The sequence below is a fragment of the Ochrobactrum sp. BTU1 genome (assembly GCA_018798825.1).
Classification (GTDB): Bacteria; Pseudomonadota; Alphaproteobacteria; order Rhizobiales; family Rhizobiaceae; genus Brucella.
The window spans coordinates 806,511-821,996 of the sequence record CP076354.1; the positions used below are offsets into that span (position 1 = coordinate 806,511).

Below are 15,486 nucleotides of genomic sequence, written 5' to 3' on the forward strand. Positions count from 1 at the left end.
GAGACGGAATAATGGACGGAATTTTTGCAGCTTACGTCTTGCCCGCGCTAATCATGGCGCTGAAGTCGGTCGTTCTGCTTGTCGTATTGCTGATCGTCGTGGCTTACCTGCTTTATGCGGATCGTAAGATCTGGGCAGCTGTTCAGCTTCGCCGTGGACCAAACGTTGTTGGTCCATGGGGTCTCTTTCAGGCATTCGCCGATCTTTTGAAGTTCGTCTTCAAGGAACCAATCATTCCTTCGGGCGCAAACAAGGGCGTGTTCCTTCTTGCACCGTTTGTTTCAGCGGTTCTGGCAATGGCAACCTGGGCAGTCATCCCGGTCAATGAAGGCTGGGCGATTGCTAATATTAATGTCGGCATTCTCTATATCTTCGCCATTTCTTCGCTTGAAGTTTACGGCGTGATCATGGGCGGCTGGGCCTCGAACTCGAAGTACCCATTCCTCGGCGCACTTCGTTCGGCAGCACAGATGGTCTCTTATGAAGTGTCGATCGGTTTCGTGATTGTCACGGTTCTTCTGACGGTTGGCTCGCTCAACCTGACGGATATCGTGCTGTCGCAGAATACGGGTCTCGGTACATCGCTCGGCCTGCCTGCTTCGTTCCTCGACTGGAACTGGCTGGTACTGTTCCCGATGTTCGTGATCTTCTTCATTTCGGCGCTTGCTGAAACGAACCGTCCGCCATTCGATCTTGTCGAAGCTGAATCCGAACTCGTGGCCGGTCACATGATCGAATATTCGTCCACGCCGTTCCTTCTGTTCTTCCTTGGCGAGTATGTGGCGATCACGCTGATGTGCGCCCTGATGACCACACTCTTCCTTGGCGGCTGGTTGCCTCCGGTTGACGTATGGTTCCTCAACTGGGTTCCGGGCATCATCTGGTTCATGCTCAAGCTCTGCTTCTGCTTCTTCATGTTCGCCATGGTGAAGGCTTTCGTACCGCGTTACCGTTACGACCAGTTGATGCGTCTGGGTTGGAAAGTGTTCCTGCCGATTTCGCTGGCAATGGTTGTTCTGACCGCGACCGTCATCAAAGTCTTCGATCTGGTGTAAGGAGAAAGACAAATGGCTTCATTCGCACAAGCCGCGAAATCCCTCCTTCTCAAGGAATTCGTCGGTGCTTTCTTCCTCTCCATGCGTCAGTTCTTTGCGCCCAAGGCGACACTGAACTACCCGCATGAAAAAGGTCCCGTTTCGCCACGTTTCCGTGGCGAGCACGCGCTGCGCCGTTATCCCAACGGCGAAGAACGCTGCATTGCCTGTAAGCTCTGCGAAGCGATCTGCCCGGCGCAGGCTATCACCATTGAAGCTGGTCCGCGCCGCAATGACGGCACGCGCCGCACGGTGCGTTACGACATCGATATGGTGAAGTGCATCTATTGCGGCTTCTGTCAGGAAGCTTGCCCGGTGGATGCAATTGTCGAAGGTCCAAACTTCGAGTTTGCGACCGAAACCCGCGAAGAGCTCTACTATGACAAGGATAAGCTCCTTGCTAATGGCGATCGCTGGGAACGCGAAATTGCGCGCAACATCGCGATGGATGCGCCATATCGCTGATTGGTTTTGCTGAAACCTTGTTTCGGCATCCGGTTTGAAAAGCGGCAACAAGAAGGGGCGGCCCGTCTTGTTGCTGGAATTTAAGTTTCGCGATTATTCGCGGCAAACAAAGACTAAAGCGGATGAAGCAATCAGGCTTTGTCCACGGAAAGGTGTTGGGGGATCCCCATGCTGACAGGTATTGCGGCAGCGTTCTTCTATCTGTTCGCCTTTATCATGATCGCAAGCGCGTTCATGGTGATTGCGGCACGCAACCCCGTGCATTCGGTGCTGTTTCTGATCCTCGCTTTCTTCAATGCAGCGGCGCTGTTCCTGCTGACGGGGGCCGAGTTCCTCGCCATGATCCTGCTCGTCGTTTATGTCGGTGCTGTGGCGGTTCTCTTCCTCTTCGTCGTCATGATGCTGGATGTTGACTTCTCCGAATTGAAGCGCGGTGCGCTGCAATATGCGCCGGTTGGCGCTCTGGTCGGTCTCATTCTGCTGGGCGAGCTGATTGTTGTTTTTGCGGGTTCGATGTTCACGCCTAAGCTGGGGCAGGGCGCCGTTCCGATCCCTGATCTTGCTGAACGCACCAACACCGCAGCCCTCGGTGATATTCTTTACACCGACTTCGTCTTCCACTTCCAGATTGCAGGATTGGTCCTTCTCGTAGCCATGATCGGCGCGATCGTTCTGACGCTGCGGCACAAGCCGAATGTTAAGCGCCAGTCGATCCCGGATCAGGTCGCTCGTACGCCTGAGACGGCGATCGAGATCAAGAAGGTCGAACCGGGCAAGGGCATCTGAGGATAAGAATATGGAAATCGGTATTTCTCATTATCTGACCGTTTCGGCCATCCTGTTCACCCTTGGCGTTTTCGGTATCTTCTTAAACCGTAAGAACGTCATCGTTATCCTGATGTCTGTCGAATTGATCCTTCTCTCGGTCAATCTCAATTTCGTGGCGTTTTCTTCTGTGCTTGGCGATATGGTCGGACAGGTTTTCGCGCTCTTCGTTCTGACTGTTGCGGCTGCTGAAGCAGCTATCGGTCTGGCAATCCTCGTTGTTTTCTTCCGTAATCGCGGCTCCATCGCGGTGGAAGACGTCAATGTTATGAAAGGTTGACGGGCAAATGCTCTACTACGCGATCGTCTTCCTTCCGCTTATCGGCTTTCTTGTTGCTGGCCTGTTCGGCAACAAGATCGGAGCCAAAGCGAGTGAATACATCACTTCCGGCCTGATGGTGATCGTCGCGATCCTGTCATGGGTCGTGTTCTTCAAGATCCCGCTCGGACACGATGCCGAAACAATTCGTATTCCTGTTCTTCACTGGGTTACGTCCGGTTCGCTGTCGTTTGATTGGGCTCTGCGTGTTGATACGCTGACTGGCGTTATGCTCGTCGTGATCAACTCGGTGTCGGCACTGGTGCACATTTATTCGATCGGATACATGCACCACGATCCACATCGTCCGCGCTTCTTTGCTTATCTTTCGCTCTTCACCTTTGCCATGCTCATGCTGGTAACGTCGGACAATCTGATCCAGATGTTCTTCGGCTGGGAAGGCGTTGGTCTCGCATCCTACCTTCTGATCGGTTTCTGGTTCCAGAAGCCATCGGCAAATGCTGCTGCAATGAAGGCATTCGTGGTCAACCGCGTTGGTGACTTCGGCTTCCTGCTCGGCATCTTCGGTCTGTTCGCGCTGTTCCAGTCGGTTGATTACAACACGATCTTCTCAGCTGCAGCGACCTATCTGCCAGCTGAAGGTGCGAGCGATGCCGGTTCGGTTGTTCTTAACTTCCTCGGCTATGAGCTGCACAAGGAAACCGCTCTGACGGTTGTCTGCCTTCTGCTCTTCATGGGTGCCATGGGTAAGTCCGCGCAGTTCCTGCTGCACACCTGGCTTCCTGACGCGATGGAAGGCCCGACGCCTGTGTCCGCGCTTATTCACGCGGCAACGATGGTGACCGCGGGTGTGTTCATGGTTGCGCGCCTGTCGCCGATCTTCGAACTCTCGCACACGGCTCTTCTGATCGTGACGATCATCGGTGCAACGACAGCTTTCTTTGCTGCAACCGTTGCTCTGGTTCAGAACGACATCAAGCGCGTTATCGCTTACTCGACCTGTTCGCAGCTTGGTTACATGTTTGCGGCTCTGGGTGTTGGCGCTTACGGTGCTGCTGTATTCCACCTGTTCACGCACGCTTTCTTCAAGGCTCTTCTGTTCCTTTGCGCAGGCTCGGTTATCCATGCCGTGTCTGAAGAACAGGACATGCGTCGCATGGGTGGTCTGCGTAAGCTGATCCCGATCACCTACTGGATGATGATGATTGGTACTGTTGCGATTACGGGTCTGGGTGTACCAGGCACGATCATCGGTACCGCTGGCTTCTTCTCGAAGGATGCCATCATCGAGTCGGTCTTTGCATCGCACAGCCTCGCATCGGGCTACGCTTTCACGCTCCTCGTGATCGCGGCAATGTTCACCAGCTTCTACTCATGGCGTCTGATTTTCATGACCTTCTATGGCAAGCCACGCGCTTCCGCTGAAGTCATGCATCACGTCCATGAATCGCCTCCGGTGATGCTGGTACCGTTGCTGATCCTCGCTGTCGGCGCTCTGCTTGCAGGTGTCGTATTCAAGGAATTCTTCTTCGGTCACGAATATGCCGAGTTCTGGAAGGGTGCGCTCTTCACGTTGCCAAGCAACGAAATCCTGGAACATTATCACCATGTTCCACTGTGGGTTAAGTTGTCGCCGTTCATCGCTATGCTGATCGGTCTGGTAACGGCTTGGATTTTCTATATCCGTGCGCCGCACATTCCAAAGGCACTCGCAGAACGTCATCGTGGTCTGTACCAGTTCCTTCTCAACAAGTGGTACTTCGACGAATTGTATGACTTTATCTTCGTGCGTCCTGCTCGTTTCCTCGGCCGCTTCTTCTGGAAGGTCGGTGATGGCAAGATTATCGATGGATACGGTCCTAATGGTGTCGCCGCACGCGTTCTTGATGTTACGGGTCGCGTTGTGAAGATGCAGTCGGGTTACCTTTATCACTACGCATTCGCGATGCTTATCGGCGTCGCCGCGCTCGTCACCTGGATGATGCTCGGGAGCTCTTTCTGATGACCGATTGGCCAATTCTTTCTACGGTCACATTCCTGCCGCTCGTCGGCGCCTTGTTGATCCTTCTCATCAAGGATGACAGCGAAGCCTCGCGTCGCAACATCAAGAATGTTGCGCTGCTGACCACGGTTTTCGTCTTCATTCTATCCCTGGTTATCTGGGCCGGATTTGATAATTCAAATCCAGGCTTCCAGATGGTCGAACAGATCGACTGGCTCGGTGGTGGCATTTCCTACCACATGGGCGTTGACGGCATTTCCATGCTGTTTGTCGTGCTCTCCGCTTTCCTCATGCCGTTCTGCATCTTGGCAAGCTGGTTGGCTATCGACAAGCGCGTCAAGGAATACATGATCGCTTTCCTTATTCTGGAAACGCTTATGATCGGCGTGTTCTGCGCTCTCGACCTGTTCCTGTTCTACGTGTTCTTTGAAGCAAGCCTTATCCCGATGTTCATCATCATCGGTGTTTGGGGTGGTAAGCGCCGCGTTTATGCAAGCTTCAAGTTCTTCCTCTACACGCTGCTCGGCTCCGTGCTGATGCTGATCGCAATCATGGCAATGTACTGGCAGGCCGGTACGCTCAATATCGTCGAACTGCTGAAATACGACTTCCCGGCAGGTATGCAGACGTGGCTGTGGCTGGCGTTCTTCGCATCCTTCGCGGTCAAGATGCCAATGTGGCCGGTTCATACCTGGTTGCCCGATGCGCACGTTGAAGCGCCGACGGCAGGCTCGGTCATTCTGGCTGGTATTCTTCTGAAGCTCGGTGGCTACGGCTTCCTGCGCTTCTCGCTGCCGATGTTCCCGCTTGCATCTGCCGATTTTGCACCATTCGTCTTTGCATTGTCTGCAATTGCTATCGTCTACACCTCGCTCGTGGCTTTGGTGCAGGAAGATATCAAGAAGTTGATTGCTTACTCGTCGGTTGCGCACATGGGCTATGTGACCATGGGTATCTTCGCAGCCAACGAGCAGGGCGTGCAGGGTGCGATCTTCCAGATGCTCTCGCATGGTATTGTTTCGGGCGCGCTCTTCCTTTGCGTGGGTGTCATCTATGACCGTATGCATACCCGTGAGATTTCGGCCTTTGGCGGTCTCGTCAACAACATGCCGAAATATGCGGTTGCATTCCTCATCCTGACGATGGCGAATGTGGGTCTTCCGGGTACTTCGGGCTTTGTGGGTGAATTCCTCACGCTGTTCGGTGTCTTCCGCGTCAATACGTGGGTTGCCCTGTTCGCGACATCGGGTGTGATCCTGTCGGCAGCCTATGCGCTGTGGCTCTATCGCAACGTGGTGTTTGGTGCGCTGACCAAGGAAAGCCTCAAGGGCCTTCTCGACCTCAGCCCGCGTGAAAAGCTGATCCTGTATCCGCTTGTGATCCTCACTATCTTCTTCGGTGTGTATCCGGTTCCGGTCTTTGATGCGACCGCAAGCGCCGTGCATGCACTGGTTACTAATTACGACGCAGCGCTGGCAAATGCCGCTAGCGCTACGCTGGCGCAGTAAGTAAAGGCGTAGGCTTGATGCAAACCGACCTGATTGCTTCCCTGTCTCTCGCAGCTCCCGAGGTTCTCCTCGCGCTGAGCGGACTGGCATTGCTCATGATCGGCGTGTTCTCCGGAGAGCGCGCCTCAACCCTCGTCAATGGACTTGCAGTCGCTGTTTTGATTGCAGCACTGGCTCTTGTCGTGATCTTCCCGCACAACGGCACTGCTTTCGGCGGTGGCTTTGTAAGCGATGGCTTCGCACGTTTCATGAAGGCGCTGACACTGATCGGCTCCATCGTGACGCTCGTTATGTCCGTTGGCTTTGCGCGTGAAGAAAAGTTCGACAAGTTCGAATTCCCAGTGCTGATCGTGCTTTCGACGCTCGGCATGCTCATCATGGTGTCGGCATCGAACATGCTGACGCTTTATATGGGTCTCGAACTGCAGTCGCTTGCACTCTATGTGCTTGCAGCCTTCAATCGTGACAGTGTTCGCTCCACCGAAGCTGGCCTCAAGTACTTCGTACTGGGTGCGCTTTCTTCGGGTATGCTGCTCTACGGTATCAGCCTTGTTTACGGTTACACCGGCCATATCGGCTTTGCCGAAATCGCAACCGCTATCAGCGGCGGCGAGCGTCAGCTTGGACTGGTCTTCGGTCTGGTGTTCATTCTGGCTGGTCTCTGCTTCAAGATTTCCGCTGTTCCATTCCATATGTGGACGCCGGACGTTTATGAAGGTTCGCCAACGCCTGTAACCGCATTCTTTGCAGCCGCTCCAAAGATGGCAGCAATGGCTCTGATCGTTCGTGTTGTTGAAGGCGCATTTGCTCCTGTGACCCACGACTGGCAGCAGGTTATCACTTTCGTCGCGATTGCTTCGATGGTGCTGGGTGCTTTCGCCGCTATCGGTCAGCGCAACATCAAGCGCCTGATGGCCTACTCGTCGATCAGCCACATGGGCTATGCTCTCGTTGGTCTGGCTGCCGGTACGGTTGTCGGTGTTAAGGGCGTTGCGCTTTACATGGCGATCTATCTCGTCATGACGCTGGGTAGCTTTGCCTTCATCCTGTCCATGCGGACCAAGGACGGCAATGTTGAGCAGATCGAAGATCTTGCGGGTCTTTCGCGTACCAATCCGGTGATGGCGACCATCATGACCATGATGCTGTTCTCGCTTGCTGGTATTCCGCCGCTCGCTGGCTTCTTCGGTAAGTGGTACACCTTCGTCGCAGCTGTTGAAGTTGGTCTTTATCCGCTGGCAATCATCGGTATCGTCGCTTCGGTTGTTGGTGCATTCTACTACCTGCGCATGATCAAGATCATGTGGTTCGATGAGCCAACAACGACTTTCGTTCCAGCAGCAATTGAGCTGCGTCTCGTACTGCTGGTTTCGGGTGCTTTCGTTCTGTTCTATGGACTGATCGGTGGCTGGCTCGGTGGCTTGGCTGAAACTGCAGCGAAGACGTTCTTCTGAGCATGACAATGAATAAGGCCGCAGGTGATGGCATGGGTTTCACGCTGGCACCTGCGGCTTTAGCAGACGAATACCGACTGGAGTTTTTTCCGGTCGTTGGTTCTACCAATGCAGAGGCGCTTGCACAGGCTAATGCCGGGGATGCAGGGCGCCACTGGTTTGTTTCTCCCAAACAGGAGAGCGGACGAGGGCGTCGTGGCCGTACGTGGACCGCGCCCGAAGGTAATCTTGCCGCAACTCTGCTTCTCGTTGATCGTTTTGATCCCAAAACTGCCGCCACACTCGGTTTTGTCGCAGGTCTCGCTTTGGCTGATGCTGTTGACGCCGTTTTGCCAGAAGCTGTAGCTGCCCGCGTCAATGTCGCGCTCAAATGGCCGAATGATGTGCTGGTTGATGGCGCAAAGCTTTCCGGAATTCTGCTTGAATCAACCATGCTCTCGGATGGACGTTTCGGAATAGCGATTGGCATGGGCACGAATGTCGTTGCAGCGCCTGAGGGCTTGCCTTACGCCGCAACCTCGATCAACGGATTGGGCGGCAATACGGATGCCGCTACGCTGTTTCTGGCACTTTCCGATGCATGGTGCCAATATTACCGCATCTGGGATCAAGGGCGGGGATTGAACAATATTCGCGAACTTTGGCTCAAGCGCGCGCATGGTCTCGGCCAGCCTGTTGCTATGCAGCTCAATGGCCGGATTGTTGAAGGCGTTTTTGAAACTATCGATTCGGAGTGTCGGTTGGTCATCCGTGAGGACGATGGAACACGCGTGCCTGTGACCGCTGGCGATGTCTATTTTGGAACGGCAGCATCTGTTAAAGCCGTTTCCTGAAGCAATATATGTGCACAATAGGCCTCAGTTGGCGCCGTTCCGGGCTTGCAAACTATCGGCAGTCGGTTCAACAGAGGCATAATCAGAGCATCTTCGGTGAAGAATTGTTTTCTCTTCCGGAACAGGATGCGCATTATATCAAAAAGTTAGAGTGTTAAGCTGAATCAATTTGCTAAGAAGGCACTCTAAAACGAAGTTAGAACAGGGAGGCATTATGCCCCGCTCACCATCGACGCAATTTGTCTTCCTGCCGCTCGGCGGTGTCGGCGAAATCGGCATGAACCTCGCCATGTATGGCTTTGGTCCTGAAGACAATCGTGAATGGATCGTGGTCGACATGGGCGTAAGCTTTGCCGGACCGGAACATCCGGGCGCGGACCTTATTCTCCCTGACATTCGTTTTCTTGAAGCTGAAAAGCACAATCTGCGCGGCATCGTCATCACGCATGCGCACGAAGACCACTACGGCGCATTGCTTGATCTGTGGCCGCGCCTGAAGGCGCCCGTCTATGCAACGCCATTCACCGCGGGCCTGCTTGAAGCCAAGCGCCAGTCTGAATTCGGTGCACCGGAAATTCCGATGAATATTTTCAAGGCTGGTGAAAGCTTTGAAATCGGCCCGTTCAAGTTGGAAGCGATTGCTGTCACGCACTCGATCCCTGAACCCGTTTCGTTGGCAATCACCACGCCGCTTGGAACGGTCGTTCATACCGGCGACTGGAAGATGGATCCGGACCCTTCAATGGGGCCGCTGATTGATGAAGCACGTTTCCGTGCGCTCGGTGATCAGGGTGTTCTGGCGCTTGTCTGCGACTCTACCAATGCGATGCGAGAAGGGGAATCTCCATCCGAGCGTCAAGTCGGCGAAAGCCTGCGCGAACTCATTGAAAACGCGCGTGGACGCGTTGCCATTACGACTTTCTCGTCGAATGTTGGACGTATTCGCTCGATCACCGAAGCCGCACGCGATGCGGGTCGTCAGGTGCTGGTGGTTGGTCGTTCCATGAAACGCACAATCGCTGTGGCGACCGAGCTTGGCTATATGGAAGGCCTGCCTGAGTTCCTCAGCGAAGACGATTATGGCTATATCCCGCGTGAAAACGTCGTGATGATCCTCACAGGTAGTCAGGGCGAGCCGCGTGCCGCGCTCGCAAAACTGGCACGCGATGAAATGCGCAGCATTGCGCTTTCGGCTGGCGATACCGTTATTTTTTCGTCGCGTCCAATTCCGGGCAACGAAAAGGCCATTCTCGACATCAAGAACAAGCTTATCGATCAGGGTATCAAGCTGATCAGCGATGATGATGCGCTTGTGCATGTTTCAGGCCATCCGCGAAGAGCTGAGCTGAAGCGCATGTATTCATGGGTGCGCCCAAAGATTCTTGTGCCGGTTCATGGAGAAGCCGCGCATCTGGTTGCTCAGGGTTCGCTTGGTGCAATGGAAGGTATCGAAGAGATTGCGCAGGTGCGCGACGGCGATATGCTGCGCCTTGCTCCCGGCAAGGCCGAAATCATCGATGAAGCCCCGATTGGTCGTATATACAAGGACGGCAAGCTGATTGGTGACGAAGACGAAATCGGTATGGTTGAGCGTCGTAAGCTTGCCTATGTCGGCCATGTCGCTGTTTCCGTGCTGCTGGATCGCGATTTCAAGATCATGGATGAGCCTGATCTCGTGGCTTTCGGTCTGCCGGAAGAAGATGCGCAGGGCGATCTGATGGAAGATATTCTGCTCGATGCCGCAATTGAAGCTATCGACAGCATTCCGCGCGCCCGCCGCAAGGATCTGGAAGTCGTTCGTGAATCTGTTCGCCGCGCTGTTCGCGCTGCGACAAATGAGGCATGGGGCAAAAAGCCGGTAGTGACGGTGTTTATCAACCGGATAAAGTAGGCTTCAGTTTTCGGGAGGAGGACACTGATGCTTGAACGCCTGAACCATGTCGCAATCGCGGTTCCGGATATAAAGACCGCGTCTGCGCTCTATAGCGCGCAGCTGGGTGCGAAAGTTACAGCGCCACAGGCTTTGCCTGAACATGGTGTAACTGTGGTTTTCATCGACGTCGGCAATACCAAGATCGAGTTGCTTGAACCTTTGGGCGAGGGATCGCCCATCGCAAGCTTCTTGGAAAAGAACCCTTCCGGCGGTATGCATCATCTTTGCTATGAAGTTGCAGATATTATCGCCGCTCGTGACCATCTTAAAGAGGAAGGCGCACGCATTCTCGGTAACGGTGAGCCAAAGATCGGTGCTCACGGAAAGCCCGTACTATTTTTGCATCCCAAGGACTTCAATGGGACACTGATCGAGCTTGAGGAGGCATGAAATGACCATCGTTTCCGGCGTCGCAATGTATTTTATCTTCTGGTGGATAACGTTGTTTGCCCTTCTACCCGTTGGCTTGCGCACACAGGCCGAAGAAAAAGAGGTCACATTGGGCACCGTTGCCAGTGCTCCTGCAAAGCCACGCATCGGTCTCGCCTTTCTGCGTACGACCTTTGTCGCGACCGCTATCTTCTGTCTCTATTGTTACATGACGCAGGTCCAGGGTTTTGGGCTTGATGATATTCCGCACTTCTTTCCCGATCTGAAGTAAAAGCGGACACTCTATTTCCAAAAAATTGTAAAATGAAAAAACCAAATGCCTATTTTTTAGGCATTTGGTTCACGCTAGGCATTTTCGCGGCTGTTGCTGCCTAGAGGCTATGAATCTAAAACTCATCAATTCTTTATAACTGTTTGAATCGATAGAAAATTAGCGCTTCTAGAAACTCGCTCTATGATGAAAATCGGCTGTCGATAACATGGTGTTCAAGCCAATAAAAAAGAGCACCCTACGCTGCGTTTTGCAGTCAGAGAAATAATAATACTATCAATGGGTTAATTCTGCGGGAGTTGGCTTTTTTATTGCGAGTTAAGTAAAGCCAAAAAAAAAGCAAGGCTTTCGCCTTGCTAGTCGAATACGCGTTCGACCCGTTTCCATTTTACTGGCGGCAGCGAGTAATCGCGCCTGGATCCATCCTCCCAAGACTTTGACCGCGTGAACCAACGGTTAATTCCGTTGTTAGGCTTATTGATGAAAAAAATAGCGGACTGCACAGCTTTTGTCACCAAAAATCTTTCACAATGTCATATTTCGTTCGTAATTTTTCCCAGAAGGATGTGCAGTTTAATTAATGTATTGAAATTGAATATAAATCTCGCTGTGTATAGTTTCTTGCGATCTACTTTCATGTTTAGGTGATGTTTGTGGATGGCAAAAACCCATATCAGCAAAGCAGCGGCGGGCGGGTTTTCAACAGCGGCATAACCCGTTATGAAACCGGCAAGTTTGCTTAATTTTTGCCTGATTCTACACGCACTCAGTTGATACTCAGGCAATCTCTCTCTTGATCGGTGGTCACGATGCGTCTGTCGCAGTATTTTTTGCCCATTCTGAAGGAAAACCCAAAAGAGGCAGAAATTGTCTCTCATAGGTTGATGCTGCGCGCGGGTATGATCCGTCAGCAGTCGGCAGGCATTTATTCATGGCTCCCGCTTGGTCTGAAAGTGCTCAACAAGGTTTGCAACATCATTCGTGAAGAGCAGAACCGTGCTGGCGCGAATGAAATTCTTATGCCGACGATCCAGTCCGCCGACCTTTGGCGTGAAAGCGGTCGTTATGATGCATACGGCAAAGAAATGCTGCGCATTCAGGACCGTCAGGAGCGTGAAATGCTCTTCGGACCGACGAATGAAGAAATGGTTACGGATATTTTCCGTTCCTACGTGCGTTCCTATAAGGATCTGCCGCTGAACCTTTATCACATTCAGTGGAAATTCCGCGACGAAGTGCGTCCGCGTTTCGGTGTGATGCGCTCGCGTGAGTTCCTCATGAAAGACGCCTATTCGTTCGACCTCGATTATGAGGGCGCGAAGATGGCTTACTACCGCATGTTCGTCTCTTATCTGCGCACCTTTGCTCGCGTCGGTCTGCAGGCAATTCCGATGCGTGCCGATACCGGCCCGATCGGTGGTGATCTCAGCCACGAATTCATCATTCTGGCTGAAACCGGCGAAAGCCAGGTTTATTGCGATAAAGCCTATCTCGATCTCGCCGTTCCGGGCGCAGATACGGATTTCCGAAATGACGAACAGCTGACGGATATCGTCACTCGCTGGACGACGCCTTACGCAGCAACTGACGAAATGCATGATGAAGCGGAATGGTCAGCGGTGAAAGCCGATGATCAGGTTTCCGCGCGTGGCATCGAAGTCGGCCATATCTTCCATTTTGGCACCAAGTATTCCGAGCCAATGGGCGCAAAAGTGCAGGGCCCAGATGGCAAGGAACACCTTGTTTCGATGGGCTCTTACGGTATCGGTCCTTCGCGTCTGGTGGCGGCTGCTATTGAAGCGTCCCACGACGAAGCAGGCATCATCTGGCCAAAGGCGATTGCGCCTTTCGGTGTTGGCATTGTCAACATGAAGCCGGGCGATGAAGGCTGCGATGGCGTGAGCGAAAAGCTCTATGAAGCATTCACCAATGCTGGGATCGATCCGCTTCTCGACGACACGGATAACCGTCCGGGTTCCAAGTTTGCGACAATGGATCTGATCGGCTTGCCTCATCAGGTTATCGTCGGTCCGCGTGGCGTTGCGGCTGGCGAAGTCGAGGTCAAGGACCGTAAGACCGGTGAGCGTCAGAATCTCACCGTCGAAGCAGCAATCAACCTTTTGACGGCTTAAACATGAGCAGTGCGGCGGCAGCAAAATCTGATGGTAAGCAGAAGGCGTCTGATAAGGCACCTTCTTCTGGCCCATTCTCAGCCTTTGAGCGGATGATCGCATGGCGCTATCTGCGAGCGCGCCGCCGCGAAACGTTTATTTCGGTGATTGCCGGTTTCTCGTTCACCGGTATCATGCTCGGCGTCGCTACACTCATCATCGTTATGGCGGTGATGAATGGTTTCCGCGCTGAGCTTCTGAATAGAATTCTGGGCATCAACGGACATCTCATCATGCAGCCGATAGATCGGCCACTTGATGATTATGCCAGCCTGATTACCCGCATTGATGGCATTTCCGGTGTGAAATTTGCTATTCCTGTCGTCGAAGGACAGGCTTTGGTGCAGGGCAATATCGGCGCCGGCACTGGTGCTCTGGTTCGTGGTCTTCGTGAGGAAGATCTTGCCAAGCTCAAGCTCGTTTCTGACAATATCAAGCAAGGCACTTTGCAGGGCTTTGATCAGGGCGGCGGCGTGGCCATTGGCACACGTATGGCTGAAAACCTTGGCCTTTCTATTGGCGATACGCTGCGCGTTATCTCACCCGATGGCGATGTGACGCCATTTGGCGTCAACCCGCGCGTCAAAGCCTACCCGATTGTCGCGATTTTTGAGATCGGTATGTCGGAATATGATGCGTCCATCGTCATGATGCCGCTATCGGAAGCGCAGCTTTTCTTCAATCAGGAAGGCAAAGTGCAGTCGCTGGAAATCTTTGTCGATAATCCTGATAAAGTAGATGCCATGCGAGCACCCGTTGAGGAAGTTGCAGCGCGTCAAATCTCCATGGTCGATTGGCGTCAGCGCAACCAGACGTTCTTCTCTGCCTTGCAGGTTGAGCGTAACGTCATGTTCATGATCCTGACGCTGATCGTGCTTGTGGCCGCACTCAATATCATTTCCGGCCTTATCATGCTGGTGAAGGATAAAGGGCGCGACATCGCTATCCTTCGAACCATGGGGGCAACGCGTGGCGCGGTCATGCGGATATTCCTGATGACGGGCGCTGCGATTGGCGTGACGGGTACGCTTGCAGGCGTGGTTCTCGGTGTCGTCGTATGTCTTAACGTCGAACGGATTCGACAGTTCTTCTCGTGGCTTTCGGGCACGACCCTGTTTAATCCGGAGCTTTATTTCCTGAGCACGCTGCCCGCGAAGATGGATGTTGGTGAAACATTCTCCGTTATAGCAATGGCTTTGGTCCTTTCTTTTATTGCCACCATTTTGCCGGCATGGCGCGCTGCTAAGCTCGATCCGGTCGAAGCCCTGAGGTATGAATAATGGCGGCTGAAGTCATTCTGCGTCTGGAAAATGTCAGCCGTGCCTATAAGGAAGCTGATCGCGAACTCGTTATTCTTAAGGACGCAAATTTTACGCTGCGTCGCGGAGAGATGGTGGCACTTGTTGCGCCGTCTGGCGCTGGCAAGTCGACCCTGCTGCACACGGCGGGCCTGCTTGAGCGTCCGGATGCAGGTGACGTCATTCTTGATGGCCGTTCATGTGGCGGGCTGTCGGAAGACGAGCGAACTTCTGTTCGTCGCAACGATGTCGGCTTTGTTTATCAGTTTCATCACCTGCTGCCGGAGTTCTCTGCTTTGGAAAATGTGATGATGCCACAGATGATCCGCGGCCTTCCACCGAAGGCTGCAACGGTGCGTGCGCAACAGCTGCTCGACTATATGAAGATCGGCAAACGTGCGTCGCATCGTCCTGCCGAGCTTTCTGGTGGTGAGCAGCAACGTGTCGCAATTGCGCGCGCGGTAGCCAACGCACCGCTCGTTCTGCTGGCGGATGAACCGACAGGCAACCTTGACCCGACCACTTCGTCCTACGTCTTTGGGGCGCTTGAAGCGCTCGTGCGGCAGTCGGGACTGGCAGCTCTGATCGCGACCCATAACCATGAGCTCGCTCGTCGTATGGATCGTCGCGTCACCCTTAAAGAGGGCAAGGTCGTTGATGTCTGACGTCCAAAGGGACGTTTAAAAGTATTTCCAGCAAAAGTGCGAAGCGCCTATGCATGGAAATCAGTTCGTCGGACTGATTTCTTTTCCTGCTGCGATGCGTCGGATAATACATAAAGCCAAATAGTTGCAGCGGTTCCAACGTTCATTCTCAACTGGAACCGCTGTAAAAGCAGCTATAGAGCGCTTTTCCAATGGTTCAGTTTAAACCGTGGATGCTTTAGCATTCTGCGTCAGCTGTTCTCCGCATAGATCTCATATTGTTGATCATTGAACGCCGGTGGCCATGCTGCCGGCGAT

14 protein-coding genes are annotated in these 15,486 nt (G+C 53.3%); all 14 read left to right on the forward strand.

All coding sequences use genetic code 11. The annotated features are described in order from the left end of the window. Nucleotides 1-11 precede the first annotated feature (11 nt). The 14 genes from nuoH to KMS41_03955 all read left to right on the forward strand — a co-directional run bounded on the left by nuoH (nt 12) and on the right by KMS41_03955 (nt 15,189). A complete protein-coding gene (nuoH, locus tag KMS41_03890) occupies nt 12-1,055 on the forward strand; it encodes an NADH-quinone oxidoreductase subunit NuoH (protein ID QWK78392.1) in 1,044 nt (347 codons plus the stop codon). A 12-nt stretch (nt 1,056-1,067) separates the two neighbouring features. After that, nucleotides 1,068-1,559, forward strand: coding sequence for an NADH-quinone oxidoreductase subunit NuoI (nuoI, locus tag KMS41_03895; protein ID QWK78393.1), 492 nt, complete (start codon nt 1,068-1,070; stop codon nt 1,557-1,559). Between the two features lie 168 nt (nt 1,560-1,727). Continuing rightward, the gene (locus KMS41_03900; GenBank protein ID QWK78394.1) at nt 1,728-2,345 is read left to right on the forward strand and encodes an NADH-quinone oxidoreductase subunit J; all 618 of its coding nucleotides are present in this window, start codon (nt 1,728-1,730) and stop codon (nt 2,343-2,345) included. 10 nt (nt 2,346-2,355) lie between these two features. Then, a complete protein-coding gene (nuoK, locus tag KMS41_03905) occupies nt 2,356-2,664 on the forward strand; it encodes an NADH-quinone oxidoreductase subunit NuoK (protein ID QWK78395.1) in 309 nt (102 codons plus the stop codon). A gap of 7 nt (nt 2,665-2,671) precedes the next feature. Then, nucleotides 2,672-4,666 carry an NADH-quinone oxidoreductase subunit L gene (nuoL, locus tag KMS41_03910; GenBank protein QWK78396.1) on the forward strand — a complete coding sequence of 665 codons (1,995 nt, stop codon included), beginning with the start codon at nt 2,672-2,674 and terminating at the stop codon, nt 4,664-4,666. Next, nucleotides 4,666-6,174, forward strand: coding sequence for an NADH-quinone oxidoreductase subunit M (locus KMS41_03915; GenBank protein QWK78397.1), 1,509 nt, complete (start codon nt 4,666-4,668; stop codon nt 6,172-6,174). Before nuoL ends, KMS41_03915 begins: the two co-directional genes overlap by 1 nt. Before the next feature lie 17 nt (nt 6,175-6,191). Continuing rightward, complete coding sequence (nuoN, locus tag KMS41_03920) at nt 6,192-7,628, forward strand: NADH-quinone oxidoreductase subunit NuoN (protein ID QWK78398.1); 1,437 nt, start codon at nt 6,192-6,194, stop codon at nt 7,626-7,628. A 32-nt stretch (nt 7,629-7,660) separates the two neighbouring features. Continuing rightward, a complete protein-coding gene (locus KMS41_03925) occupies nt 7,661-8,461 on the forward strand; it encodes a biotin--[acetyl-CoA-carboxylase] ligase (protein ID QWK78763.1) in 801 nt (266 codons plus the stop codon). Between the two features lie 214 nt (nt 8,462-8,675). Further along, nucleotides 8,676-10,352, forward strand: a complete 1,677-nt coding sequence (locus tag KMS41_03930; GenBank protein QWK78399.1) for a ribonuclease J — start codon at nt 8,676-8,678, stop codon at nt 10,350-10,352. A gap of 27 nt (nt 10,353-10,379) precedes the next feature. Beyond that, entirely contained in the window at nt 10,380-10,784 is a 405-nt protein-coding gene (gene mce, locus KMS41_03935; GenBank protein QWK78400.1) for a methylmalonyl-CoA epimerase, read from the forward strand. Between the two features lies 1 nt (nt 10,785). After that, entirely contained in the window at nt 10,786-11,055 is a 270-nt protein-coding gene (locus KMS41_03940) for a DUF1467 family protein (GenBank protein ID QWK78401.1), read from the forward strand. A gap of 809 nt (nt 11,056-11,864) precedes the next feature. Then, a complete protein-coding gene (locus KMS41_03945) occupies nt 11,865-13,187 on the forward strand; it encodes a proline--tRNA ligase (protein QWK78402.1) in 1,323 nt (440 codons plus the stop codon). Nucleotides 13,188-13,189: 2 nt separating this feature from the next. After that, nucleotides 13,190-14,506, forward strand: coding sequence for a lipoprotein-releasing ABC transporter permease subunit (locus KMS41_03950; protein ID QWK78403.1), 1,317 nt, complete (start codon nt 13,190-13,192; stop codon nt 14,504-14,506). After that, nucleotides 14,506-15,189, forward strand: coding sequence for an ABC transporter ATP-binding protein (locus KMS41_03955; protein QWK78404.1), 684 nt, complete (start codon nt 14,506-14,508; stop codon nt 15,187-15,189). Before KMS41_03950 ends, KMS41_03955 begins: the two co-directional genes overlap by 1 nt. Nucleotides 15,190-15,486: the final 297 nt, after the last annotated feature.

Coding starts and splice junctions, on each gene's coding strand:
- nuoH (QWK78392.1), top strand. CDS start 12: ATGGACGGAATTTTTGCAGCTTACGTCTTGCCCGCGCTAATCATGGCG.
- nuoI (QWK78393.1), top strand. CDS start 1,068: ATGGCTTCATTCGCACAAGCCGCGAAATCCCTCCTTCTCAAGGAATTC.
- KMS41_03900 (QWK78394.1), top strand. CDS start 1,728: ATGCTGACAGGTATTGCGGCAGCGTTCTTCTATCTGTTCGCCTTTATC.
- nuoK (QWK78395.1), top strand. CDS start 2,356: ATGGAAATCGGTATTTCTCATTATCTGACCGTTTCGGCCATCCTGTTC.
- nuoL (QWK78396.1), top strand. CDS start 2,672: ATGCTCTACTACGCGATCGTCTTCCTTCCGCTTATCGGCTTTCTTGTT.
- KMS41_03915 (QWK78397.1), top strand. CDS start 4,666: ATGACCGATTGGCCAATTCTTTCTACGGTCACATTCCTGCCGCTCGTC.
- nuoN (QWK78398.1), top strand. CDS start 6,192: ATGCAAACCGACCTGATTGCTTCCCTGTCTCTCGCAGCTCCCGAGGTT.
- KMS41_03925 (QWK78763.1), top strand. CDS start 7,661: ATGGGTTTCACGCTGGCACCTGCGGCTTTAGCAGACGAATACCGACTG.
- KMS41_03930 (QWK78399.1), top strand. CDS start 8,676: ATGCCCCGCTCACCATCGACGCAATTTGTCTTCCTGCCGCTCGGCGGT.
- mce (QWK78400.1), top strand. CDS start 10,380: ATGCTTGAACGCCTGAACCATGTCGCAATCGCGGTTCCGGATATAAAG.
- KMS41_03940 (QWK78401.1), top strand. CDS start 10,786: ATGACCATCGTTTCCGGCGTCGCAATGTATTTTATCTTCTGGTGGATA.
- KMS41_03945 (QWK78402.1), top strand. CDS start 11,865: ATGCGTCTGTCGCAGTATTTTTTGCCCATTCTGAAGGAAAACCCAAAA.
- KMS41_03950 (QWK78403.1), top strand. CDS start 13,190: ATGAGCAGTGCGGCGGCAGCAAAATCTGATGGTAAGCAGAAGGCGTCT.
- KMS41_03955 (QWK78404.1), top strand. CDS start 14,506: ATGGCGGCTGAAGTCATTCTGCGTCTGGAAAATGTCAGCCGTGCCTAT.